Genomic DNA, 23,742 nt, shown 5'->3' on the forward strand with positions numbered 1-23,742 from the left:
CGACGGACGCAACCGGAGGCGTATCCGGAACGTCGTGTGTCACGTGACGAATCCAGCCACGCGAGCGAAGGATGACGAGCGCGGGCGCCCGCCCCGAGCCGGCCGCCGATTCGGCCTGCTGGCGCCCGCACTGGCGAACCTGGCCCTCGGCGTACCCGCCATCATCCCGCTCTACCTGACGTACTGGCTGCTGACCGACTACCTCCCCTCGGACTGTGACGCCTTCGCGACCGGTCCGGAGCTGAGGGAGATGTCGAACTGCGACTACCACACGCTCGATCACGCCCCTGTGGTGATGTTCCTGCTGGCGGTGACCGGGACGATGCTGCTGATCGCGTTGCTGGCTGTGAACGTCCGCGGGCCCCGGCGCCGCAAGGACACCCGCCGGGCCCACTGGCCGGCCATGGCGCCACTGATCACAGTCCCCTTCCTCGTTCTGCTCTGGATGGCAAAGGCATAAGGACAGCCGAAGCCAGGCCGAATCCTCGTAAGCCTCGACCCCACCGCGCCCGGGAACGGCCTGGACCAGGCAATATCTGCCCCCTTCTTCCCCCTCTCCCCTCCGCTCCGCCATCCACGGGCAGTACGGTGTCCCCCATGCGCCCCGACACGCCTGCCGAAAACGTCGACCACACCGCCGAGGCGGCACGCCTGGAGCGAACCGCCGGCCTCTACCCCGAGGACGCCGAGGCCCTGCTCCTCCAAGCCGCGGCCCACCTGGAACTGTCCGGCGACCGCCCCGCCGCGACCGCGCTCTACGACCGCCTGCTGTCGTCGTCGACCACCCTGGACAACCCCCACCTGGCGCGAGCCCTGAAGGCATCGAACCTGTGGGAGTACGGCCACGAGGCAGAGGCCCGCGCGATCATCGAGGGCGTCCGCTCGTCCTCCCCCCGGGACCCGGCAGCGTGGGTGATCGTCGCCGAGGCCCTGGAGTCCCACGACGAGTTGGAACAGGCGCAGGAAACCTTCACGGAGGGAGCCCGCCTCCTCCTGACGGACGTCCCGGAGCCCCCGTACGCCACGCACCCCCTCCTTTTCGGCCGCCACCGGGTGCGGCGCATGCTGGGCCTGACCCACGACGAGTGGGACACCCTGGCGGACACCCTCCACTCGATGCCGATCTCCCTCGACGAACTCCACGACCCCAAGCGCGTCTGGTCCCTCGGCTCGGACAACCCGGCGGAACTGGAGGCGGAGATCTCCCGGCTACGGGCCGAACTGGGCGCCTACCGAGAGGCCCTCTCCCGCCCGTTCCCGGTGGCGGTACTGCACTGGACGGCGGACGAGCTGACCGAGCTGCTCTCCGCGTATCCCTCACTGTCCGCCGAGTACCCCTCCCACGAGGAGCACCTGGCGACGATAGAGGACTCCCTGCGAGAACTGTCCTCCTCCGGCACCCCCAACCTGGGCATCGTCACGGGCACGGTCCCGTCCTACGAAGCCTTCGCCGCGTCAGAGCTCTCGTCCCCGGAGGACACGACCCTGCTTCCGCAGTACGCGACGACGCTGGCGGCGCGGGGGCGGGCGGTGGCTTGGCCGCCGCAGCGGGGGGCGGGTTGTTGGTGTGGGTCTGGGCGTGTGTACGGAGAGTGCCACGGGGTGGAGCCCCTCGCCTGAGCGTCCAGGTCGCTGCTCGTCATCGACCCGGTACGGCGTAGTCGTCGCCGCGGCGGCCCTGCCCTCCGGTACTGGCCCGAGAGCAACACCCCGTCGTGGCAGTGGGGACGCTCGAACCATCCATGGCTCCCATGCGTGTGCGTGGCAGCTCAGTTGCCGGGCCGCTCGGCGAGGGTGTGCGCGACGAGCGCATTGGCGTGACCATGGCCCAGCCCATGCTCGGCCTTGAGCCAGTTCACCAGCTCCATGTGCTTGGTCAGAGACGAGGAGCGGATGATGTCCTTCCACTCCACGATCGGGCGACCGTACTTCTTCTCGATGGAAGGGAAGTAGCTGGCAGGGCCCTTCACGGTGGCGGTCATGTCAGCCGTCCTGTCTGTCCGTTGTGCTGCTTCGGTGTTGTCGCTGGTATGACCGAGGGGTGCGCACGGAGTCATCGGTCGATGAGGGTGGGCTGCATCACACCTCCAGCTCGCCAATGTGCGGGGCAGGTTGAAAGCGGGAGCAGCCGCTCGGTGTCCCGGAGGCGAAGACATGGATGTCGGTGAACCGGTCCCCGATCGGGCAAGCCAGCGACAGAGCCCACCCACCTGCCGCAAGCCGCTAAACCCACCCGCCATGCCCGGCACGCGAACGCGCCCCAACCCCGCCCAGCCACCCGGCCGACCCACCCTCCAACCCACCTGGGCCACCCATCCCTCCGGGCCGCCCGCTCGCTTCTCCCTCGTGCTGGAGCGGGCCGGGTCAAGGGTGGCCCGAAGGGCCATCGGCGCAGCCGACGCGGAACGCAGCGCAGCGGAGTGAAGCGCCCTTGACGCGGCCTGCGGAGGCACGACACTGCCAAGGAAGCGGGCGGTCCCTGCCGCACCGATGAACCTCTCCCAATTGACCGGAGGCAGTCGATCACGCCGTCCGCGGCTCAGACACTTGCAATCGACCATAAGCAGGCCATCGTCCCGGCCAGCCGCGGCGATTTCTTCACCACACCCCCGCAACACTGCCCGACCGCCGGCAGAATACTTCCGTGCCAGGTGCTATCCCGTCCTCCGCTTCCGTTTCCGCCCGAATGAGCAAGCAGGGCTCGCGCGACACGGCCCCCGAAGTGGCGGTACGAAAGCTTCTGCATGCTTCAGGCCTGCGCTACCGAGTGAACGTGCCAGTCCCCGGCATGCCTCGTCGCACGATCGACATCGTCTTCAGCAAGGCCAAGATCGCGATCTTCATGGACGGCTGCTTCTGGCACGGCTGCCCTCAACACGCCACGCACCCGAAGGTCAACGCAGAGTGGTGGCGAACGAAGCTGGACAAGAACATCGCTCGCGATCTGGAGACCACCAAGCACCTCACGGATGAGGGGTGGACGGTCCTCCGCTTTTGGGAGCACGAATCGGCCGAAGACGTGGCGGACCAAATCGCCGCTTCGCTCGCCCTCTTCCGAGCGCACCCGCCCGGACCCTCACCCGGTGCACGCCGACAGTGACGTCTGCCGCCTCGAGCCCAACCGGAACGGCTCGGCGAACGCTACGGATCAGGGGCCGAAAAGAATTGAACCCACGACGACCACCGTGACAGCGTTCTATGCGTGACTGCATAGCTCACCCAATACTGTGTAGTGATTGTACGAGTGGGGTGCCGATCTGCTTCCAGGGGGCTGTGGTTCACGGAGTGATCCGTCGGACCGAAGGGCCTCTGTGGGCCAGTCGGCTTGACGAGCGAGAGCGGAGACGGTCGATTCCATGACCGACGAATTCGACGGGATGTACGAGACGTTCAAGGCTCTCTTGGACACGTTTCCGCCTTCGGAGACGGTCAAGCGACTGGAGCTGTTGGGTGTCAGCCCGGACATCGTCGAGCAAATCCGTGAGCGCCATGAGCAGCAGACGATCCGTATCAAGGAGCTCGAGGAACCGCATGCCGTGGTTCTGGGTAACCGCGACACGTGGTACACGGGTCCGCAGACCAAGGACAAGTGCTGGCCTGCGGTGGTGGAGCGGTTGCGCAAGGACGGCTGGTCGGAGGAACCCGCTATCCGGGACCTCGACGATTCCTCCACCCGCGTCGTCTCCCTACTGAATCATCCGAAGGAGCGGGCGTTCTCCACGCGGGGCCTTGTCGTCGGGTACGTGCAGTCCGGCAAGACGACCAACTTCACGTCGGTGATGGCCAAGGCCGCCGATCGCGGTTACAAACTCTTCATCGTCCTGGCCGGCATCCACAACGGGCTACGCCGCCAGACCCAGGCCCGTCTGGTGCAGCAGCTCGTGGAGCCCAACCCCTCCATGTGGTCCCAACTGACTGGACTGGACAAGGACTTCACACCTCAGGAGAACCCGGCTTCGTACTTCGGGAAGAGCAATAAGACACATGTTCTGTGCGTGGTAAAGAAGAACGCGACGGTACTGCGCAAGCTCGCTCGCTGGCTGGAGAAGGCGTCGGACTACCTCAAGGACTGTCCTGCGCTCATCATCGACGACGAGGCTGATCAGGCGACGGTTGCAACGAAATCCATCAACCCCTTGATCCTCAGCATCATGTCCAGTCTGCCGCGTTCCGCATACGTCGGATACACAGCTTCGCCCTTCGCCAACCTGCTGATCGACCCGAGCGCTGAAGATCTGTACCCGCGCGACTTCGTCGTCAACCTGCCCAAGCCTCAAGGGCACTTCGGCACCGAGGTTCTCTTCGGACGCTACGCACTCGACGGCGAGGATCCGGAGCAGGTCGACGACGGCCACGACATGATCCGTTCGATTCCCGATGCCGACGTGGCGTGTGTGCGCCCCGAAACAAGGGCGGACGTTGAGGGCTTCGAGCCCGTAATCACAGACACTCTTTGTCGTGCTGTCGAGTACTTCTGGCTCGTCACAGCCGCCCGTCGCGTACGTCGCGCGGGCAATCCTCACAGCACGATGCTGATCCATACCAGCGTCAACACCGCAGTGCACAACAGCTTCGAGCGACCGCTGCGGCACTTGCTCGAACGAGCTGCCCGGTCCTTGGCGGATGCCGCCTTTCTCTCCGGATTGCGAGAGCTTTGGGATCAGGAAACAGCACGCGTGCCAGCCGAGGACTTCGGTGAGACGAGAGTGCAATTCGACGAGTTGGTGTCCGAGTTGCCCGGCGTACTCCGCAGTTGTCGGGTCATCATGGACAACTCCAGCAGCGAGGCTCGACTCGATTACGAGACCGGACCTGTCGTCGCGATCGCGGTAGGGGGCAACACCCTGTCGCGAGGCCTGACCCTCGAGGGCCTGTCCGTTAGCTACTTCGTTCGGGCCGTGTCGGCGTACGACACATTGCTCCAGATGGGACGTTGGTTCGGCTTTCGGAACGGCTACGCCGACTTGCCTCGGATCTGGATGACTGACGAATTGGCCGAGTGGTTCCGACACCTCGCCACGGTCGAGACCGAGATGCGCAGGGACATCGACATCTATATGACCGAGGCGGAGACGCCTCTCACGTTCGCGGTCCGTCTGCGGACACACCCCGCGCTCCGGGTCACCGCGGCCGCCAAGATGCGCGATGCAGTCACGGCCGCCTCCTCTTATGGGGGCAAGCGGGTTCAAACTCACTATTTCCGCACCAACGCCGAGTGGCTGCGCGGAAACATCACCGCCGCGCGCGACCTCGTCGCCGCAGCGGTGTCGAATGCTGTCACGGTGGAGGAGCGCGCGGCCGAAGGCCGTTACCTCTTCCGCGAGGTGCCGTACAACGTCGTGACCGGCTTCCTGTCCACCTACAAATTTCACGAGAAGTCACCCGAGAATGACCCGGACCTGATCAGCGATTACATCCGGAAGCGGGTCACGACGGCCGGCTCGCTACGCCGCTGGAACATTGCGATCGTCGGTAACCCCACGGGAGAGCCCTACACCTTTGTCCCCGGCGTGACCGTGGGGCGCAACGCCCGTGCACGCCTGGACGTGAAGACCCCCGATCCTGACTTCGCCGATATCAAGACACTCATGAGCCGCCGCGATGGCGCAGTCGACCTGACCGGAGAGACGGCGAGGCTCACGGAGGCGGGCATCAAACAGGCTCGTCGCATCCAGCTCCCGGACACAGGGCTTCTGGTCCTGTATCCGATCGACAAGACCTCAGCGCCCGGTCCGGACAAGAAGGCGCGTGCGCCGTTGAATGCCGAGGAGCACGTCATCGGCGTCGGCCTCATGTTTCCCGAGGCGCTGCATGCAGACAGCACCGTCGAAAGGTACATCTCTGCGGACCTGTCCGGTGTACGCATCGAGGACGAGGACTTCAGTCTGCTCGAGAGCGAGGAGGTATGAATGACGACGCCTGGCGGGACCTCGTTGAGGAACACTGGGCTGCGCTCGAAGTCGAACAGACCACTGGAGAGCACCGTCTGCGGTTCTCACAGCTGCCGGTGAGGACAGAGCACGGCCACTTGGGTGTGGCCGTTGATCACAACGGGAACCGTCACGTTCTGGTTCCGATTCATGCGCACCGAAGAGTTCGGTCCGGCCTCGACGGTCCCGTCCTCCAACTGCGCAAGAGGCCTTTGGAGGATGAGGAGTCCTACCAGACGTACGCGGACCTCGCGTGTTTGCGTACGGACCTCAACGACCTGTTCACCGCTCTGTGCGTGGACGTGGTGAATACAGTCGAGGAGCTTCCCGAGCATCCGGTCAAGGCCCTCTACCACGTCCTCGACCGTTGGAAGGCGCTCTTCCAAGCTCAGGCAAATCTCCTGGGACCCGACCAACTGTCCGGTCTGTTCGGCGAGTTGCTGGTGCTGGATCGCATACTCCAATGCGATCCGAGTGCCCATCGATTGTGGCTCGGGCCGAGCGGGCACCGCCACGACTTCTCCGCCGCACGCATCGCGATCGAGGTCAAGTCGAGTACCGCGGGAGAAGGGCGAAAACCTCGGATTCATGGCCTCGACCAACTCGATGCGCCCGACAATGGAACACTCTGCCTGGCCTGGTTCCGCTTGCACCGCTCCGCCACGAACGACTCCGGAACTGGGTTCCTCGAGCTGATCGAACGAACACTTCGGGCTTGCGACGACGAGAGCGCACTTCTCGAGTTGCTCGCCGCCGCCGGATACCGGCCTTCTGATGCCGACCGTTACCTAGACGTCCGGTTCACGATCGATGAGGAGAGGTGGTACGAGGTGTCTCCTGGTTTCCCGGGGCTGACGATCCGGGCGCTCGCTGCAGCGGGGATACCCGTTTCTGCCGTGGACGTCGAGTACAGCATCGACCTCTCGGGAGAGACTCCCGAGTACATGGCTCCGAACGACGTGGCCCAGGTGATCGACCTCATGATCCAGGAGGCAGTGTGACGACGCAGGGCTGGTTCTCTCAGCCCTATCCCCCAGAAGGCGCGACTGCGGCCGAGGGGATCCGCAACCAGCTCGGGCGGCCCGAACTGGATCTACTCACCATATTGGTGCGGGAATCGGCCCAGAACAGTTGGGACGCACGGCTCTCACCGTCCGCCGAACCGGTCGACTTCCGAATCGACATGTGGACGGTCGGACCCGCGCACACCGGTGCGTGGCGAGAGCTTTTGCTCGCCGATGCACCGAGCAAGGCTGAGGACTTCCCTCTTCGCAACACGCTCAAGCTCGGTTCGATCCGCGTTCTGGCCGTCTCGGATCGCGGTACACGTGGTCTGGGAGGCCCGACCCGAGCGGACGATGCGGTGGGCCCTGACCGTGACTTCGTCTCCTTCATCCGCAACATCGGAGAACCACGCGACACCGCGCTCGGCGGCGGCACTTACGGCTTCGGCAAGGGCATCTTCTACCTGCTGTCCAAGTCCGGAACGGTCCTCGTGCATTCTCGCTGTCGTACTCCAGAAGGAGGCTATGAAACCCGCCTGATCGGCTGCGCTCTCTGGAAGAGTCATGTGGTCACGGGCCCTCACGGGAGCCGTCGCTTCACGGGCAGGCACTGGTGGGGCGACACGTCGGGGAACGTTGTCGAACCACTGGTCGGACAGGAGGCGGAGGTTACGGCCCAGCGGTTGGGGCTGAGGCCGTTCGATGCGCGGGAGACAGGAACCAGCGTGGTCGTCATCGACCCGAGCCTGGACGCCCTGGAACCAGCCGAGGCTGCCGGCTATTTGGCCGACACGATCGCATGGCACCTCTGGCCCAAAATGATCTCCATCGGTGACAAGACGCCCGCCATGCGCTTCTCCGTCACTTGTGACGGTATCCAGCACTCAGTGCCCGATCCCCGGGATACCCGTCCGCTCAACATGTTCGTCGCAGCCTACGAAGCAATGGCCGGGTCGAACGGCAGCGAGCTCGAGTGCTTCAAGCCCAAGCGATTTCTGGGCCGGCTCGGGTTGGTAAAAAGGATCATGCCTCCGCTGGAGCCGACCCGCGCCTCGCGCATGCTCGACATCGAGGACCTGATTCATCACGTCTGCCTGATGCGTCCGGCTGAACTCGTTGTCACGTACCACGCCGGCCCCAAACCACCGAGCGCCAATCATGGATACGCAGGTGTCTTCCGAGCTGACGAGACAATGGACGACATCTACGCCAAGGCAGAGCCACCGACACATGACGCCTGGCACCCTCAGTCCCTGGAAAGGCCGGAGAGCACCTTCGTCCACACAACGTTCCGGCGTATCAACGAAGCGCTGGAACGCCTGCTCTCCCTCAGTGGAGTCACTCGGCCCGGAGCCAGCAATGTCGCGCTGGGTGCGGCCAGCTCGCTCTTCTCCGGGTTGGTCGGCGGAGCGTGGGGAATCGGTGGAGCGACCGACTACTCCAAGCCGGGGAGCACTGCGACGCGACCTTCTTCGTCGGAGGCCGCCGAAGAGATCACAGCTCGTCCGAACTCGGGCCGGCCCGTTTCCGCATCGAAGCCCTCTTCGAGCGCATCAGCAGCAGGTACCGCGAGTCGCCCCGCCGAGAGTACGGGCCTACGGACCCCACACCGTCGCCCTCGGGTGCAATACAACGGTGATCCGTATTACGACGATCGTCGAGACGCCTCCGTCCTGGTCCAAGAGTTCCGGCTGCCGGAATCCGGGCCACAGCGTGTGCGGGTCGAACTTGCTGTGACGCTGCCGGGCACAGGGGGGAGGGAGACGGATCCGCCGATCGGGGCGAGCATGCCGGAGCTGATCGGATGGGAGGACGAGAACGGACGCCTGTACGCCTCCGATGCCCAAGTGATTGAAGGCGGTGACTCCGTCTGGCGCGCCTTGGTTCGGCCGGCGCCGGACACCATGACGGAAATCGCCATCAAGGTTGAGGGGGTGAGGACTACGTGACTCGACGAGTACTCCCTTACCGAGTACCTGCCGCGGACGTCGTCATTGCCGAGACGTGGCGACTGGAGCTCGAGGACGGCGAGGTGGCCTTGCCCGAGGCGCTTCCGGACTGGGATTACCAAATGGATCTGCGGCTGCGCAGGACCGTACATGTCGACATGGACCGGACTCGCCGGCAGTCGGGACTCCCAGACGGTGCTGCTCTCATGCTGTCGGCCGTCTGGACCGCCACTGGTTCCAACCTGAGCGGCCCCGCGCAACAAGTGCGACTGGTCGACGCCAGCGCGAGCACGGTGGAGTTCGACGTACATCTGCGCGGTGCCGATCTCGGCGGTCTGCTTCTCCTGGACACCGCGCTCGTGCTTGCCGAGCGCAGGACAGACGCTCGACCGTCCTCACCTCGCCGGGCGGGCTCCGTTCTGTGGAGTGACCGTCAGATCCTGCGCCTCCAAGGCGACGCTCCCCAATTCCCCATGGCCGTGATCGACTTCGCGCGGACATCCTTTCCTGACGAAGCTGCATGGCACCTGCAGATCAGTGGCGGCCTGGAGCATGCCACCATGGGCTCACTGCTCCTACTCGTGAACGAGAGGAACGCAGTGACCTCCACGGCATTCCAGAGTGCGGGCAAGCCGCGCCCCGTGGACCGAATCGTGCTCTCCGCCGTGTACGCGGATGCCGCGCGGGTCATGGTTGAACACGCCCTTGCTTACGATGACTTCACCGAGGATGCGGATTTCCCAGATGGTTCACTCGGTGCCACGCTCCTGAATCTCATCCACCAGCTGTTCCCAGGGCAACCGATCTCGGACATACGTCTGCGCCAACGGCAGTCGCCTGCCTTGTTCGCATCGGATCTACAAGCAGCCGTCAAGATTTTCGAGGGTTAGTGATGAGCTTCCTCTATCCTCGGCTGCTGGCCGAGCAGGCGCGTCCTCTCTTCACCGAGTACCAACACCTCACGGTCGCGACACTGTCCAATCATGTGGCCACGGCTCACGAGTCCGCGGTCTACGTGGCCACAGGAGGAGACCGCATTTCGCCCGCACAGCTCAGTGAGCTACGGAAGGGTGTACTCGACCTGGCAAAGCGGGCCGGTTTCCCGGACGGCTCCGACCGAACACGTAATGCCGAATTCGACCTGAGTTTGGCAGCTCTACTGCATACCGAAATGGGAATGGTCCCTGCCGAAGCCGCGTCTCGGGACGTTTGGGCGTTCCTGGCCCTGGTCCTTCTGCCGGACATCGCCTTCTGGCGCTACCCGCAGCCACCCAAGGACCGTGTCCTGGGGACCGACCTCACCCGACATGTATTCGGCCGGTTGTGGTGGCGCGCTCAGCTCGTACGCTCGCCCGGTGATCCGGCGCCGTACAGCGCCCTCGACATTCTCGGTGAGGCCGCGTTCGACCAGATCTACGCCCGACGCTCCGCTCTCGGGGGAAGCCCTCACTTGGTGCGCGGCATTCTGCGCGTCTGGAGGGATATGGATCTAGCCGGCCTGAACGAGCGCGAAACGCTCCGCGACTTCCTCAAGCGGCTACTCAGGCTTGCCCCCTTCGTGCTCTTCGATGGAATCAACGAACGGGCCCTGGACGACGAATTGCGCTCAGTAGCCCAGGAGAGCGTCGAAGCCCAGCGACTTGCCTCGGCACCGGTGGGCCCCATCGTGGACAGACCACCGAGCGAAAGCTTCGAAACGTCAACGGTGGCGCTCTCGTACGAGGCCTTGCCCGCGTCTCAACAAGCGGTGCAGCCAGTGAAGGACGAGAGCCGACGCTTCCGGTCACTGGAGATCTGCGCTGGCGCCGGAGCACAGGCCCTGGGGCTCGAACGTGCAGGATTCGACCCGGTACTGCTGATCGACAGCAAAGCCGATGCTTGTTTCAGCATCGACCTGAATCGTCCCAAATGGGACGTTGTATGCATGGATATCGTGCAATTTAAACCGATGATGCGTCCCGACACTCAGGCGGTGGACCTGATCAGCGGTGGACTCCCGCGCGTCAAGTCTTCGGCCGCCGTAGGACGAACTGAGGACACCGATGAGCGTCGCGTCTTGCGAGCCGCAATCGACCTGGCATGTGAAATCAGGCCCAAAGCCGTGCTCTTCGAGAATGTTTCTCACATCGTCGACGGCCGCGACTTTGACGCCGACCGCGACTGGATCAACCACGAACTGCGCCGGGCAGGTTTTCGATCCAGTTGGAAGATCCTGAACGCTGCGGATTTCGGTGTCCCGCAGAACCGCAACAGCGGCTTCTTGGTTGCTCTGCAAGAACAGTACTTCGCCCGCTTCGCGTGGCCGGAACCTAGTCGGTTGCCCCCTCCCACCGTGGGCCAGGTCCTTGGACCGTCCATGTCTGCCAGGGGCTGGCCCGGAGCAGAGGAGTGGATCAAGAAGGCCGATCGCATTGCGCCAGCGCTAGTCGGCGGCTCCGATCGACGTGGCGGCGCCGATCTTGGTCCCACCGGCAGCAAGAAGGCTTGGGCCGCGCTCGGAGTGAACGGGAACAGCCTCGGTGACGAGCCGCCTGACATGCACTTCCCCATCGACGGCCAGCCCAAGCTCATGGTCGAGCAAGCAGCCGTGATCCAATCGTTCCCCCTCGACTGGAAGCTCTTCGGAGGCAAGACGTCCAGGTATCGTCAAGTCGGTCACGCGATGCCGCCGCCTCTTGCCACTGCTGTCGGTCTGGCCATCGCAACCGCCCTACGAAGCTAAGATCGCCCCATGGTTACGCCCCGTCCCGTCGCTTCCGAACCCATCACTGTCGTAGACCTGTTCAGCGGCTGTGGCGGCTTCACGCAGGGGTTCCACGAGTTCCGCCCGGCAGGTCAGGAGGGCGGGAAGCCGGTCTTTCACAGCATCGCGGCCGTCGAGCACAACGAAGCCGCAGCGGCCACGTATGCGGTGAACTTCGGAAGCCTTCGACTGGACGAGACCATCCCGGCCGCGCGTGTCCACGTAGGTGACATCGAGGCTTGGGAACCTACTCCGGATGCCCTCCACGCCGACGTGGTCGTCGGAGGTCCTCCGTGCCAGGGATTCTCGGCGCTCAACCGGGAAAGGAAGGGAAGCGAACGGAATCGCCTTTGGGAGGAGTACGTCCGGATCGTCGCCGACATCCGCCCCAAGGTGTTCGTAATCGAGAACGTGGACCGCTTCCTCAAGTCGGACGAGTTCCAGAATCTACTTGGGCAGGTGGAAGAGGGGGGGCGTCTTGCCGAGTATCGGCTGGTTGATCCTCCCGGCCATGAGCCGACGGACACCGAGCCTGAGAAGAACAGGCGCTACCTCCTCAACTCTGCGGACTACGGCGCCGCCCAAGCACGTCGCAGGGCCATTGTCATCGGCGTTCGACGGGACATTGAGAACGGGCGCACGATGATGTACCCCACCACGACACACGTGCGTCGTCCGAAGCGGTTCACCACATTCTCCAGCCAGTCAATCACCGGCGTCGATGCGGGAATTTCTTACTGGGAAGCCGTGGACGACATCTTCCGTGAGTCGTCCAAGCGCACCATTCGTGGGACCGAACTTCCCGACGGACAAGAATTCATCCCCGAGGTGGACGCCAAGCTGCCTGGAATTTTCGGTACCGACGATCTCCATATCGGCCGAAACCCCGAGCCTCTCTCCAGGGCTCGCTACATTGCCATCCCCCCGGGGGGGAACCGCAAGGACCTCCGCGACAAGTGGTACACCCAGGATGAGTCCGGGGCGGTCCACGTGTTCAACACGCCGAACCCTCCGGGCGTGAGGACGCCGGTCGAGCCACTCTCGACCAAGAGCTGGGACAATCACAACAACGGCACCGGGGACGTCATGGGCCGGCTCCGCCTGGGCCAGCCGTCGGTCACCATCAGAACCGAATTTTTCAAGCCCGAGAAGGGGCGCTACCTCCACCCCACAGAGTCCCGCCCGATCACCCATTTCGAGGCTGCCCGAATCCAAGGCTTCCCGCTGGACTTCCGTTGGTGCGGCACGAAGCTCGAGATTGCCACACAAATCGGAAACGCCGTACCGATCCCGCTCGGAAGGGCCATCGCTGCATCGATCCATGCCTATCTGCGTGATTGATAAATCGTATGGGGATCAGCATCAGCACATAGCTTGGCTGGCAGGGGCCCTGCAACGGCGCCCCTGCATTCTCAGCAAATCCGGCACTCAAGCCAACGAGGCACTATTATCGCGGGATACTTTTAAGAGCCTCATAGCGTTCGAGAAATTCTCCGTGACTCTTTTTGACCATACCTAGAAGGTCAGAGTATTGACGTACATATATTTGCGAATCCCTCAGCATGTCCATCTCCACGGCAATTCCAGGATCTTTGCCGATCGATCCGCAGAATAGGTAACCGATGACATGACTTGGCCGATGCGTCGGATCAGTCGATTGCCTGAAGAGTTTCCGAAGAAATATGATGTAATCCCGAATCTGGCCGAATTCCTTAGATGTCGCAACAGAATGCGGCCTCTTGATCTCTACGACAACGAGAGTTTCCCCCTCGGCAACGCAAAGAAAATCAATACGCCTGTCCGGCTCCGGCAGATCGGAATCCGGAAAATGCTCGCGCAGCAACTGGCTGTAGCGGACCTCATCGGCGACCAGATGCCATCGCGGATCCAGCGCCCAAGGAAATTCCTTGAAAAAGTTGTGTAGATCGGGAACTTCCAACGCATTGCTGGCGATCATTTTTTCCAATTTCTCGATTGTGGCGATCCTCCCTCTCGTAACTCTCGACATTTCCTTCGCCTCGACGACCTCCCACTCACGGAACAGAGAGATCAACTGTGATGCATCCTTGAGTTCAGCCTCGCTGACCTCTTCAGCAATTTCCCAGAAGGCATCGAACTCCAGAAAGTCGATGCAGGATTTCACAATATTTCGGGCCTCTTCGTCCTGCCCCACCAGGTTGTTCTCCACCGCAGTCCGTACCAATTTGTCGACCACGCGGCGGGCTCGCCTGTGCTCAGAACCAGAGGTCGCCTGTATGAAATCCTTGTAGACAGGGGCTTCCTCAAGGTGCCGAAGATTGTCGTACCTTCGCTTTTCTGACCAATTTCGCGATACCTTGTTAACCTGCTTTCTACCCCACTCGAGGAGAGCGGTGTTGCCCTCCGTATCCCAGACCAGGGAGTTACGAGCCGTGCCAACGGTGTCCTCCTCCTCATCGACGAAATCCGCACTCAGTTCCCCGATAAGGTAGGCAAGTGCGTACTGCTGGCCGGTGTTGGCTTCAAACCAGAACGGCTCCTGGACCAGTTTCCCGCGCGCCATGATTGAAATACCACGCTGGATTCCGTCGTCCACACTGCTCGAGTGAGGAAGCGCACCTATCCAGCCGGTCACCCGCCACCCCGTCCTGGGCGAGATCTCCTCGTCAAAATTCCAAAGATACTGATCTCCGCTCACGTCTCGAGCGAGAAGAGATTTGAGATCACGCTCTTCAGGCGTGATGGGCTTGCCGTTTATAATCACCTGAAATTCGTCGCCAATTACCGCGAATCTTCGCGCTATGTGACGCCTGAGCGAGGCGATGGAAACGGCACGCTTTCGGAATTTTTCTATCCGCCTCAGCGTGATGCGCGTACCCTTAATTATTTGGCCACTGGGCGCTAGTGGATCGAACTGTGCGCTTCGTTTGTTGGCAGCGGCCTCAAGCTCGTCATAATCCATAACGAATCGAGAGACATATCCTTGCTTGGCGCTTTCCACTTCGATTTCTCGAGCGATACCAAACCCTGAGAACTTGCCCAACCCTTTGCGTCCCATATATTTCCTGAAGGGCTCACTGGAACGCTCCCCCCTCCCTTCGACCTTTCGGCGATCGCGCCCTACGAGAAGGTAGTTTTCGCGGATCTCATCGTCGCTCATTCCGTCGCCGTCATCTTGAGCGATGATGATCGAAATGTCGGTAACTCTCGATTCGGGAATTTTCATATCGACCTTGCTCGCACCCGCATCCCAGGCATTGGCTATTAGCTCAGATATGACTGGCGGAAGGGTTGAGTACATCTGCACGCCAAGGTGCTTGATCGTCGCCGGGTCGAACTCCATCTTGTAAGGGCTGATCACTCTTGCGTCACCTCGAACGTCACTCGGCTCAAAGTGATCATTTTGACGCAACTGCCCGACCAGCGCAGGGTTTTCGCTGGATCAGCCCATCCCCTGACTGGCCCTGGGGAACCGGTCCAAGGTAGGTGCAGCCCAGTCGTGCCACGGATGCGGCGGGCGTACCGAGACGAGGCCAGTCTCAGCAACAGAATCGATACGCTGCCCCCATGATTCGCGCAGTGGTCTTCGACGTCGGTGAGTGCCTCGTTGACGAGACCCGTGAGTACGGGACCTGGGCCGACTGGCTGGACGTGCCGCGGCATACCTTCCACGCGATGTTCGGTGCCGTCATCGCCCAGGGGCGCGACTATCGAGAGACCTTCCAGGAGTTCCGGCCTGGGTTCGACCTCTACGAGGAACGCGAGAAGCGGGCGGCCGCCGGGCAGCCGGAGATGTTCGACGAGGAGGATCTGTATGGGGACGTCCGTGCGGCCCTCGCCGGGCTCAGGGTCGCTGGACTGTGGCTCGGTATCGCGGGCAACCAGACCGTGCGCGCAGGCCGGATCCTCCGAGAGATGTTCTCCGACGACGTCGACCTGATCGGCACGTCTGACGACTGGGGAGCGAGCAAGCCCGATCCGGAGTTCTTCATGCGGGTGGCCGCTGCGGTGCCCTTCGAGGTCGGTGAGATCCTCTACGTCGGTGATCGGTGCGACAACGACATCCGACCGGCCCGAGAGGCTGGGATGGAGACCGCGCTCGTACATCGCGGGCCCTGGGCAACGATCCAGTGGAACAGCCCCGTGGCCACGGAGACACCAACCTTCCGTGTGGACAGCCTGCTCGAACTCCCGGACATGATCGGCCGGTTCAACGGCTCAAAGCACTGACGGTCGTCGACCAGTCGTACAGCCGGTCGTCGAGCTCCCTGACGCAGCCTTCGTGCTGGTGCGGAGCGAGCGCTCGGCGGACCTCGCGTACTCGGTCCATGCCGGTGGCGTACCAGGTGATGGCCAGTTGATCGAGGGCACGGCCGGCGTATTCGCAGGCCTGCTGCGGCTTGCCCGATGCGGCCTCGACGGCGGCCAAGTCGCCGTAGACGACCGTACGCTGCTTCTCCTCGCCGGGTGCCATGGTGTCCAAGGCGCCGAGCAGAGTCTCGCGCGCTTGCGGGAGGTGTCCCGCAAGCATCTGGGTGTTGCCCTTGAACGCAGCGAGCCGTGCCGGGGAGAACCAGTCCATCCACTCCGGCGATGAGTGCTCATTGCCACTCTTGAGGATGTCCTCGGCGTGCCCGATCAGGTGCAGGCCTGTACGGGTGTTGCCGCATCGCGTCTCGCATTCGGCTTCAACGGCGTCGAGCCATGCGAGGAACTCGGCGGACGCAAGTGCTCGACGAGCGTAGGTGCGGGCCGCGGTCATGCGCTCCAAGGCGCCGTCGCGGTCACCCGCCCAGCCCGGGATGAACGCCATGTGCGCGAGGATCGCCGAACCGAGCAATGGGTCATCCGCCTCACCCGCCGCTTGCAGGGACTGGAGGAGGGTGCGGTTCGCGCGGCCCGGCTCACACAGGTCGAAGAACTCAATGCGACCGGCGAGGAGATACGTCTCAGCCAGCGCCGCCGCGATCCTGCTGTGGGTGGCCTCGGTTGTCTCCGGCAGCAGGGCGCAGCCGAGTGTCGCCTGTGCGGCGACGGCCGGATGGAGAGTGGTCGGTGCGACGGACCAGTAGAGCCGACGGTGGGAGCGGGTCACGGCCTCGAAGTCCGTTGCCGTCGTCGCCGGTTGCGGAGCAGCGCCGGCTCGCGCCGGTACGACAGCCATGCCGAGGGGAGACGTGCCGCCGGTCACGGGATTGCGACGCGCGTGATCCGAGTGATGCCCCTCCGTGCCCCACGGTGGTGTGAAGCCGAGTGCTTCCATGCTCGTGCCCAGCAGGTGCATGAGTGCGCGCTGGCAGTCCGGTTGCGGCCACGGTGGTGCGTCCGACTCCCAGCGCCGAACCTGTCGCACGCCGATGGACAGACCACGGATCCCCAACTCCCGTGCGTGCTCGGTCAGAGCGTCGGCCAGTTCCTGCTGGGAGTTGAAGCCGGCAGCCACGCGAGCGGCCTTGAGCCGGACATTGCCTACGGGGCGAGGCATGGGACACCTCCTGATGGCGAACCTGTTCCAACCGTCCCACAGTAAGTCCTTCATGCGGCACCCCTCACCCTCAAGGGGGCAACTAGGACCCATCAGAGTCCTTTTGACGACCCATCAAGGTCCTCGAATCGGCCGCACCGTCAGGCGACTCTGTGTGCTGTAGCTGACCGCGACGAGCACAGGGACAGGCATTGGACACGCAGACAGTCTTGAACAGAGCGATCATCGAGTGGCTGGCACGAGCGCATCCCGTGCCCGAGCAGGCCAGAGCGGAGTGGGCCGGTCAAGGAGTGGCTCTGCTGCCTCTCGGACGCCGTTTCGCCGCCGTACGCGTCACAGAATCACTGGTCCACGCCGCCTTGGGCTCGGCAGACCCGGCCGTTGTGGCCGAGGTCCTGCCCTTACGACTGCGCGGTCCTGTCATCCACGACCACCGCAGCGCGGGTCCGACGTACTACGTGCTCATCCACTGGCACGCCGGGATGGTCTGGGAGTACGACTCATCCGCACCCTGCCTCCAGGGCGACACCTATCTCGGGGTCCCGCACCTCGACCGTCGAGAACCACCCGGGACCTACTGGGTCGTTCCGCCACGTTACGAAGGTGATCTCTGCAGGCCTCAGGCGGTGCGCGAGCTGATCGACTCCGCGCATCGACAGCTCTTTCAGGAGCACGAGTCCTTGTGCGGAGCCCCCACCCCCTCCAGGCAGGCCCCATCCCTCATCAGCACCGATGGACCGAAGGAATCATCTCGATGACCACAACCACCGTGACCGCCGTCTTTCGCAACGGCCGCTCCCTGGTCACCGACGCCGAATTCCACATGCTCGCCGCCTTCTGCGCCGACGAGTACGGACTCGAACGCTGCGTCGCCGACCGTGTCGTCGATCAGGCACTCGCCCTCGTCCACGTCATGGGCTCCACCGGCGAGGGCGCAGCCATGGCGCCGTCCGAGCTGGTCGACCCGGGCTGGCACACACTGATCCTGCACACGGGCTGGTACGCGGCTTGGTGCGAGAAACAGTTCGGCTACTTCCTGCACCACCAGCCGAACTCCAAGGTCCGTACGCGCGGCCTGATGGTCGATGTCGTGGGGAAGGTCAGGGCGGCCGGCTTCGAGGTGGACGAGCGGCTCTGGGGCACTGCCGCCGACTGTAATCCGCCTTCCTGCTGCGGTGACGGCCCCTGCTGCTAGGCAGCGGGCTCCCCCAACCACTCAATCGGCAGGGCAGGTTGGTGCGCCTCGGGTCATTCGGGCCAACCCAACCCGTCCGCCCCGCGCGAGAACGGACTCACTCCGTGCCCCTCACCGAGCTGACCGCAACCAGCCGCGTGACCGTCTTCCCCCTCGAAAGCCTCACCGTCGCCTACACAACCCAGTCCAGCGATCGGCGAGGTCTGGGAGACATCGGCCTTGTCGCCGTCATCGACGAGCAGAGCGAAGGGGAGGAGTTGTGGCGGCTGGCCCGTGACCTGGGTGGGCGCACGCTCGGCGAAGACCAGGCACGGTGGATTCTCACGCAGGCCGGCCGTGCCCGCATGGTCAATACTTACGCCAACCTGCCCGACGAGACATGGACGGCGTATGTCCGCCGCCGCTTCGAACTCGACGCCCTGTTCGCCAATCACGACATCCTGCTGACCGGCAGGATTGCCCTGTCGGGACCGGGGGCGGTGTCGGCGGCCGAGAAGAGGGTCTGGAGTGAAGAGCCATGACCGGGCCCCAACGAGCTGATCTCCACCAGGGTGGGCCTCCATGATTCCGGCGAACTCACCCTTCTCCGCGCGGCGTTCTCTGCCCTGACTGCACAATCCTCTGCTCGAAACCGGGACTGCGCAGTGCGTGATCGGCAAGGCCACGCCTTGCCTTCCAAGAACGACCAAGGAGGCGGCGACGCTCAGGACGTCTCTCGCTGGGCTTTCGTGAGGTCCAGAGGGGCCTGGACCGACCCGGAAGGCCGTCGAAGGAGGCAGGAGACGCCTGAACGAGTGTCAGCCTCCGGACGGTCGGGCCCGGCTGATTGGCACTCAGGCCGCGTGGTCCGTTTGGCAGCCCCAATGAGCGCCCCGGCGTATATCGGATTAGCCTCCCAAATGAGCGCAATGTGGATCTTTAGGTATGCGCTCTCGACCCAAGGAGGAAAAATGCGCAAGCTTCAGAAGGCCGCTGTTGCGGCCGCCATGGTCGGGACCCTGAGCCTCATAGCCACCGGCACCGCCAGCGCCCAGCCTGCCGACGGACACGGTTGCAGGTCTCACGACCAGAACATCGCCCTCCTCAACAACATCGGAATCCTCAACGGCCTGGCGGGCAATGCGCTCAACGGCGAGGGCGATCCAGGCGGGCAGAACCACAACCACATCGGTTCCAGCTGCGGACACCACTGATCAACAGGAGTTGTGTCACGTAGCTCGCCGATATGGGTCTCGGCGCCCGGGCTTCATGCCTGGGCGCCGGGAACTGTTTGGGTACCAAAGTTGCAGGTGCCGTAGACCATCGGCCGATGGCAGGGCTGTGGCTTGCCTTGAGACTCGACGAGGGTCCGTACGGCACTGGGCAGCGTCCGGCGGCCGGGGGGCCTTCGTCGGGGACAGCGGAAGCGGTGGTGTGGGGGCATGAGGGGTACGGGGGATCTTTCGAAGAAGGGCGGTCCGTCGGTTGGCGGACCTGAGCGGGATGCCGTCGTGATCGCTGAGTCGGCCTGGCTTCTCACGCTCTTCTGTGTGGGGTGCGGGGCCGGGGTCGGGTGGCTGGTCACCCTTCTGGCGAAGTGGCTCGTGACGTTGGACTGGGCGCCGTTGCAGGGGCCGGCGAAGCTGGTGACGTCCGTTCCGGAGCCGTGGCTCGGCATCGGGGGCGTTGGGGTGGGGGCGCTGGTGGGGCTGGTGGTGGGGTTCGTCGCCGTGCATGAGTCGTTGGCGGTGCGTGTCTCCTCCAGTCGTGTCGTCCTCGTTGTCAGGGACTCGTCGCAGGAGTTCGGGCGGGATGAGGTCGCCCTGGTGGTGCGGGACGGTAAGCAGCTCGTGCTGCTCGAGGCGGACGGTATGGAGATCGCTCGGGAGGAGTGCGGGCTGTCCTGGCAACGGGTCGCCGATGCCTTCGCCGAGCACGGCTACCGGTGGGCCGATGAGGATCCGCACCGGGAGGAGTTCCGGCGCTGGGTTCCGGGGATGCCCGGGCTGCCCGAGGGGGCGGACGCGCTGCTCAGGGCTCGGGCGACTGCGCGGGAGAAGAACGAGGGCGCCGACGACGCCCGGGAGCTGCGCGGGGAGCTGCTGCGGCTCGGCGTGGTCGTACGGGACGAGAAGCGGCGGCAGTACTGGCGTATGCCTCAGACGCCTCGCACGCCCCAGACGCCTCAGACACCTCGCACGCCTCAACAGTCCTGAAGTGCCGACGCAGCCGGGCCGCCAGGCCGGGGCCGGGCGTCGGCTGGGAGGATTGCGCGGACCACAGAGGAAGAAGGGGGATGAGCATGATCGTGCTCGTCTTGGTCGGCGTTCTCCTGCTCGCCGTCGCGGGGTGCGTGTGTGTCGTGTGGGCGTCTCGGGGCGGCCCGCGCTGGGTGCGTGGGGTGGCCGCCGTGACCCTGGGACTGGGCGAGGTGGTGCGGGTGTTGGGCCGTTCCGGAAGTGGGTCGAGGTCCGGCTCGAACTCCGGCTCGGACGGCTGACGCCGTACGGCCGAGAGGCGAGCGTGGGCCGCGCCGACGTGGGTGACGGTCGGCGCGGCCCGCGTGACGTCAGCCGGTCGCCCCCGACGGCGGGCCGGTTGTCGCCTCGCCCTTGCCCTCCGTCAGGAGCCACTCACGGTTCAGGGCCCCCAGCGGGATCTTCTTCTGGAAGATGGGCGTGCCGAATATGGTCAGTTGCAGTTGGAGGGAGCCGGTGAGGTCCACGCCGCCGTAGAGGGCGTAGGAGCCGGCTGCCGAACCCGTGCCGTCGGAGGAGCCCTCCGCCGTTGCCTCGCCGTGGGCGCGGACGTACGGAGCCAGGTCCGCGGTGACGCCCACGGTGCCGTAGAGGCCCACGGTGGCCTCGGCGCCGAGCGCGGCCTTGACGTCGCCGGCCGCGGTGAGCGTGGCCTTGAGGGGCTCGCCCGTCATCTCGGACTCGCTGACCGGGGTCCAGCCCTTGGCCCAGGAGAAGGTGCCGCCGACGCGGAAGTCGCCCTTGATGTCCTGTTCGACGTCGACCGTGACGCGGCCGTCCGCGTTCACCTGGATGTAGCAGGTGAGGTCCAGGTTGACGACCACGGGGATCGGGCCGACCTGGATCACCGGGTCGGAGTGGAGCTCGGCGAAGGGGATACGGATCGGCTGCCCGTTCGTCGAGCCGGCCGCGCGGCCCTTCAGGGACCACTTCGACGCCCAGTCGCCGGACAGGCCCAGGAAGGCACCGCCGGGCGCGGCACCCGTGCCGTCGCCGGAACCGTCGTACGAGAACGCGACCTCGGGCGCGAGCTGGACGAAGCCCTCCACGGACGCGGCCGCCGACGCCGGGGCGCCCTCGGCCGTGGCCACCGCCGCACCCACGTCGATACGGAGGCTGCCCAGCGGGAGTTTCGCGCCCTCGGGGCCGAAGTGGAGGTTGCCCGTCTTCGCCCAGGAGACCTTCACGCCCTTCAGGAGGGGCTCGACCTCCATGGCCGACGGGTCCACCGGGACGGTGCCCTTGGCCTTGCTCTCGCCGAGCACGGAGCTGAGCTTCGCCGGTTCCGTGTCGACCGTCGTGTCGCCGTCCTCCGTGGCGCCCACGACCTGCGTGACCTCGGCCAGCACGCCGTCGGGGGCGCCGGCGGCGGGGGCGCTGGCGATGAAGTCGCCGACGGATACCGGGGGTTGGGCGGAGGTGGAGGCCGAGGCGGAGGCGGAGGGGCTGGTCGAAGGCTTCGCGGGCGACGTGGGCGAGGTGGGTGCAGGGCTGGTACCGGCCGGCGGGGCGGCGGGCGGCTTCGCCACGGACGGCGACGAGATGACGGCCCGTCCGGACTTCCGGTCGTACGAGGCGACCTTGAGGGACGACTTCTTCGCCGTGCCTCCTGCACCTCCGTCGGCGACGGCGGTGGGAGTGGCCGTACCGGACGGGGCCGACACGACGGCGAGTTGTTCCTGGACCGCGGCCGGGTCGGGGGTCTCGGCCGCCGCCCTGTTCGCCGGGTCGGTGGTGGTCGGGGAGGTGGACGAGCAGCCCGTGACGAGTACGGCCGCGATGGTGGCAGCCGTCAGTAGGGCATGCCTCTTGAGCTTGGGTCTGTGCACGCGTGTTCCTCGGGAGCGGTGTATGGGGGTGCGCTTCAGGAGGTGACACATGGGGAGCGGGCACGCCGGTCATCCAGGCGTGCCCGTACGGCCGTTGCTGCACTGTGCGCAGACGGTGGTTACCCCCCAGTAGTCACGCATGAGCATGCCAGCACCGCGGGGGCAGCACCCGCTTTCTTTTCCGGGGGTGGCGGTGAGGTGAGTCACAGCCGAATGCCGGCCAGTTCCGCAGTCGTTGCCGGGGTTCTGACGGGGGACTCCGGCGTTTCGTGGCACTCGGCAGCTCCAAAACGGTTTGTCCCGCGAAACCGGCCCGTCCTACAGTGAGTTCACTTCGAAGAGACGTTCCCCGGGAAGCAAGCCGCAGAGCGGGAACGGCCCACCTCACCGAGCCACCGAGCCACACCGAGGTGCAGAAGGGGGCGGCAGTCGTCTTTGTCGACCCCTCTTTCGGAGGCCCCTTCATGAACGTCGGTACGAACGTGGGCATCGGCCTGCCCATCGGCGACCCGGCCGCCCTGCTCACCTGGGCCCGGCGCGCGGACGCCGGTCCCTTCAGCACGCTCGGCCTGCTGGACCGGCTCGTCCACGACAACCCCGAACCGCTGGTCGCCCTCGCCGTCCTGGCCGGCGCCACCACCCGCATCCGCGTGCAGACCGAGGTCCTGCTCGCCCCGCTGCGCGACACCGCCCTGCTGGCCAAGCAGGCCGCCACCCTGGACCGGATGACCGGGGGCCGTCTCGTCCTCGGCCTGGGCGTCGGCGGCCGGGACGACGACCACCGGGCCGCGGGCACCGACCCGCGCACCCGGGGCCGGCGCATGGACGCGCAGATGGCCACGATGTGCCGCCTGTGGTGGGGCGATCCGTACGGCGACGGCCTCGGCCCCATCGGTCCGGCCCCCGCTCGCCCCGGCGGCCCGGAGATGCTGTTCGGCGGCTTCCAACCGGCCGCGCTGGAACGCGTCGCACGCTGGGGCGACGGCTTCCTCGCGGCCGCGCCACCCTCCTGGGCGGGCGGCCTCTTCGACACCGTCCGCGAGTTCTGGAGGGAGTACGGCCGCGACGGCGAGCCCCGCCTCGTCGCTCAGGTCAACGTCGCACTCGGCCCACCGGACGTGCTCGACGACGCCCGCGCCCGCATGCACGAGTACTACGCCTTCACCGGCATGGCCGACCGTATGGTCGCCGGCCTCCTCACCACGCCCGCCGAGATCCGCACCGCGCTCACCGCCTTCGCCGACCTGGGCGCGGACGAGGTCATGCTCTACTGCTACGGCCTGGACCCGGACCAGGTCGACCGCCTGGCGGATGTGCTGTGATCCCGGATCTGTGACGCCGGTGCGACCTGGCCCGTGAGACCTGCGAGCCCCGCAAGACCCGTGAGATCC

The 23,742-nt window shown here is 65.1% G+C and carries 20 protein-coding genes; 16 read left to right on the plus strand and 4 right to left on the minus strand.

The window, feature by feature from the left end:
* The first annotated feature begins 43 nt into the window (after positions 1-43).
* Positions 44-460, plus strand: coding sequence for a hypothetical protein (locus ACZ7M7_RS06715; RefSeq protein WP_472113421.1), 417 nt, complete (start codon positions 44-46; stop codon positions 458-460).
* A 137-nt stretch (positions 461-597) separates the two neighbouring features.
* Entirely contained in the window at positions 598-1,620 is a 1,023-nt protein-coding gene (locus ACZ7M7_RS06720) for an SEC-C metal-binding domain-containing protein (RefSeq protein WP_472113424.1), read from the plus strand.
* Positions 1,621-1,769: 149 nt separating this feature from the next.
* Here ACZ7M7_RS06720 and ACZ7M7_RS06725 read toward each other — a convergent pair whose 3' ends face one another.
* Positions 1,770-1,982, minus strand: coding sequence for a DUF4287 domain-containing protein (locus ACZ7M7_RS06725; RefSeq protein ID WP_383608896.1), 213 nt, complete (start codon positions 1,980-1,982; stop codon positions 1,770-1,772).
* Between the two features lie 704 nt (positions 1,983-2,686).
* Here ACZ7M7_RS06725 and ACZ7M7_RS06730 point away from each other — a divergent pair.
* From ACZ7M7_RS06730 to ACZ7M7_RS06760, 7 genes are all read left to right on the plus strand, one after another.
* The gene (locus tag ACZ7M7_RS06730; protein ID WP_472113427.1) at positions 2,687-3,100 is read left to right on the plus strand and encodes a very short patch repair endonuclease; all 414 of its coding nucleotides are present in this window, start codon (positions 2,687-2,689) and stop codon (positions 3,098-3,100) included.
* A gap of 256 nt (positions 3,101-3,356) precedes the next feature.
* Entirely contained in the window at positions 3,357-5,909 is a 2,553-nt protein-coding gene (locus tag ACZ7M7_RS06735; protein WP_472113430.1) for a Z1 domain-containing protein, read from the plus strand.
* Positions 5,906-6,931 carry a PD-(D/E)XK motif protein gene (locus tag ACZ7M7_RS06740; protein ID WP_472113433.1) on the plus strand — a complete coding sequence of 342 codons (1,026 nt, stop codon included), beginning with the start codon at positions 5,906-5,908 and terminating at the stop codon, positions 6,929-6,931. Before ACZ7M7_RS06735 ends, ACZ7M7_RS06740 begins: the two co-directional genes overlap by 4 nt.
* Positions 6,928-8,883, plus strand: coding sequence for a hypothetical protein (locus ACZ7M7_RS06745; protein WP_472113436.1), 1,956 nt, complete (start codon positions 6,928-6,930; stop codon positions 8,881-8,883). The genes ACZ7M7_RS06740 and ACZ7M7_RS06745 overlap by 4 nt, the downstream gene beginning before the upstream one ends.
* A gap of 83 nt (positions 8,884-8,966) precedes the next feature.
* Positions 8,967-9,773 carry a hypothetical protein gene (locus tag ACZ7M7_RS06750; RefSeq protein WP_472113438.1) on the plus strand — a complete coding sequence of 269 codons (807 nt, stop codon included), beginning with the start codon at positions 8,967-8,969 and terminating at the stop codon, positions 9,771-9,773.
* A gap of 2 nt (positions 9,774-9,775) precedes the next feature.
* The gene (locus ACZ7M7_RS06755; protein WP_472113440.1) at positions 9,776-11,605 is read left to right on the plus strand and encodes a DUF6339 family protein; all 1,830 of its coding nucleotides are present in this window, start codon (positions 9,776-9,778) and stop codon (positions 11,603-11,605) included.
* A gap of 9 nt (positions 11,606-11,614) precedes the next feature.
* Entirely contained in the window at positions 11,615-12,967 is a 1,353-nt protein-coding gene (locus ACZ7M7_RS06760; protein WP_472113443.1) for a DNA cytosine methyltransferase, read from the plus strand.
* Between the two features lie 106 nt (positions 12,968-13,073).
* Here ACZ7M7_RS06760 and ACZ7M7_RS06765 read toward each other — a convergent pair whose 3' ends face one another.
* Positions 13,074-14,966 carry an ATP-binding protein gene (locus tag ACZ7M7_RS06765; RefSeq protein ID WP_472113446.1) on the minus strand — a complete coding sequence of 631 codons (1,893 nt, stop codon included), beginning with the start codon at positions 14,964-14,966 and terminating at the stop codon, positions 13,074-13,076.
* Positions 14,967-15,172: 206 nt separating this feature from the next.
* Here ACZ7M7_RS06765 and ACZ7M7_RS06770 point away from each other — a divergent pair, with 206 nt between their 5' ends.
* On the plus strand, positions 15,173-15,835 hold the full coding sequence (locus tag ACZ7M7_RS06770; RefSeq protein ID WP_472113449.1) for an HAD family hydrolase: 663 nt from the start codon (positions 15,173-15,175) through the stop codon (positions 15,833-15,835).
* On the opposite strand, the gene ACZ7M7_RS06775 is transcribed toward ACZ7M7_RS06770, so the two are convergent.
* On the minus strand, positions 15,816-17,090 hold the full coding sequence (locus ACZ7M7_RS06775) for a transcriptional regulator (RefSeq protein ID WP_472113452.1): 1,275 nt from the start codon (positions 17,088-17,090) through the stop codon (positions 15,816-15,818). The two genes, ACZ7M7_RS06770 and ACZ7M7_RS06775, sit on opposite strands and share 20 nt — an antisense overlap.
* Positions 17,091-17,844: 754 nt before the next feature.
* On the opposite strand from ACZ7M7_RS06775, the gene ACZ7M7_RS06780 reads away from it, so the two are divergent.
* The 5 genes from ACZ7M7_RS06780 (at position 17,845) to ACZ7M7_RS06800 (ending at position 20,764) form a co-directional block, all read left to right on the plus strand.
* Positions 17,845-18,285: a glycine-rich domain-containing protein gene (locus ACZ7M7_RS06780; RefSeq protein ID WP_472113455.1), complete on the plus strand. Its 441-nt coding sequence runs from the start codon at positions 17,845-17,847 to the stop codon at positions 18,283-18,285.
* A gap of 104 nt (positions 18,286-18,389) precedes the next feature.
* Positions 18,390-18,806 (plus strand): hypothetical protein, encoded by a 417-nt coding sequence (locus tag ACZ7M7_RS06785; protein ID WP_472113458.1) that lies wholly within the window; start codon positions 18,390-18,392, stop codon positions 18,804-18,806.
* 429 nt (positions 18,807-19,235) lie between these two features.
* Positions 19,236-19,478 carry a hypothetical protein gene (locus tag ACZ7M7_RS06790; RefSeq protein ID WP_472113461.1) on the plus strand — a complete coding sequence of 81 codons (243 nt, stop codon included), beginning with the start codon at positions 19,236-19,238 and terminating at the stop codon, positions 19,476-19,478.
* 297 nt (positions 19,479-19,775) lie between these two features.
* On the plus strand, positions 19,776-20,480 hold the full coding sequence (locus tag ACZ7M7_RS06795) for a YqeB family protein (RefSeq protein WP_472113464.1): 705 nt from the start codon (positions 19,776-19,778) through the stop codon (positions 20,478-20,480).
* A gap of 86 nt (positions 20,481-20,566) precedes the next feature.
* Entirely contained in the window at positions 20,567-20,764 is a 198-nt protein-coding gene (locus ACZ7M7_RS06800) for a hypothetical protein (RefSeq protein WP_383630945.1), read from the plus strand.
* Positions 20,765-20,833: 69 nt separating this feature from the next.
* On the opposite strand, the gene ACZ7M7_RS06805 is transcribed toward ACZ7M7_RS06800, so the two are convergent.
* Positions 20,834-22,351: a hypothetical protein gene (locus tag ACZ7M7_RS06805; protein WP_472113467.1), complete on the minus strand. Its 1,518-nt coding sequence runs from the start codon at positions 22,349-22,351 to the stop codon at positions 20,834-20,836.
* Between the two features lie 464 nt (positions 22,352-22,815).
* Here ACZ7M7_RS06805 and ACZ7M7_RS06810 point away from each other — a divergent pair, with 464 nt between their 5' ends.
* Complete coding sequence (locus tag ACZ7M7_RS06810) at positions 22,816-23,673, plus strand: LLM class flavin-dependent oxidoreductase (RefSeq protein ID WP_472113470.1); 858 nt, start codon at positions 22,816-22,818, stop codon at positions 23,671-23,673.
* The last annotated feature ends 69 nt before the right edge of the window (positions 23,674-23,742 follow it).

This window comes from Streptomyces sp. NPDC111606, assembly GCF_055656945.1.

What these genes read in the sequence shown, in the direction of transcription:
- ACZ7M7_RS06735 (WP_472113430.1), top strand. Translation starts at nt 3,357, where the DNA reads ATGACCGACGAATTCGACGGGATGTACGAGACGTTCAAGGCTCTCTTG.
- ACZ7M7_RS06760 (WP_472113443.1), top strand. Translation starts at nt 11,615, where the DNA reads ATGGTTACGCCCCGTCCCGTCGCTTCCGAACCCATCACTGTCGTAGAC.
- ACZ7M7_RS06730 (WP_472113427.1), top strand. Translation starts at nt 2,687, where the DNA reads ATGAGCAAGCAGGGCTCGCGCGACACGGCCCCCGAAGTGGCGGTACGA.
- ACZ7M7_RS06800 (WP_383630945.1), top strand. Translation starts at nt 20,567, where the DNA reads ATGATCGTGCTCGTCTTGGTCGGCGTTCTCCTGCTCGCCGTCGCGGGG.
- ACZ7M7_RS06810 (WP_472113470.1), top strand. Translation starts at nt 22,816, where the DNA reads ATGAACGTCGGTACGAACGTGGGCATCGGCCTGCCCATCGGCGACCCG.
- ACZ7M7_RS06790 (WP_472113461.1), top strand. Translation starts at nt 19,236, where the DNA reads ATGCGCAAGCTTCAGAAGGCCGCTGTTGCGGCCGCCATGGTCGGGACC.
- ACZ7M7_RS06720 (WP_472113424.1), top strand. Translation starts at nt 598, where the DNA reads ATGCGCCCCGACACGCCTGCCGAAAACGTCGACCACACCGCCGAGGCG.
- ACZ7M7_RS06725 (WP_383608896.1), bottom strand. Translation starts at nt 1,982, where the DNA reads ATGACCGCCACCGTGAAGGGCCCTGCCAGCTACTTCCCTTCCATCGAG.
- ACZ7M7_RS06755 (WP_472113440.1), top strand. Translation starts at nt 9,776, where the DNA reads ATGAGCTTCCTCTATCCTCGGCTGCTGGCCGAGCAGGCGCGTCCTCTC.
- ACZ7M7_RS06740 (WP_472113433.1), top strand. Translation starts at nt 5,906, where the DNA reads ATGAATGACGACGCCTGGCGGGACCTCGTTGAGGAACACTGGGCTGCG.
- ACZ7M7_RS06770 (WP_472113449.1), top strand. Translation starts at nt 15,173, where the DNA reads ATGATTCGCGCAGTGGTCTTCGACGTCGGTGAGTGCCTCGTTGACGAG.
- ACZ7M7_RS06775 (WP_472113452.1), bottom strand. Translation starts at nt 17,090, where the DNA reads ATGCCTCGCCCCGTAGGCAATGTCCGGCTCAAGGCCGCTCGCGTGGCT.
- ACZ7M7_RS06780 (WP_472113455.1), top strand. Translation starts at nt 17,845, where the DNA reads ATGACCACAACCACCGTGACCGCCGTCTTTCGCAACGGCCGCTCCCTG.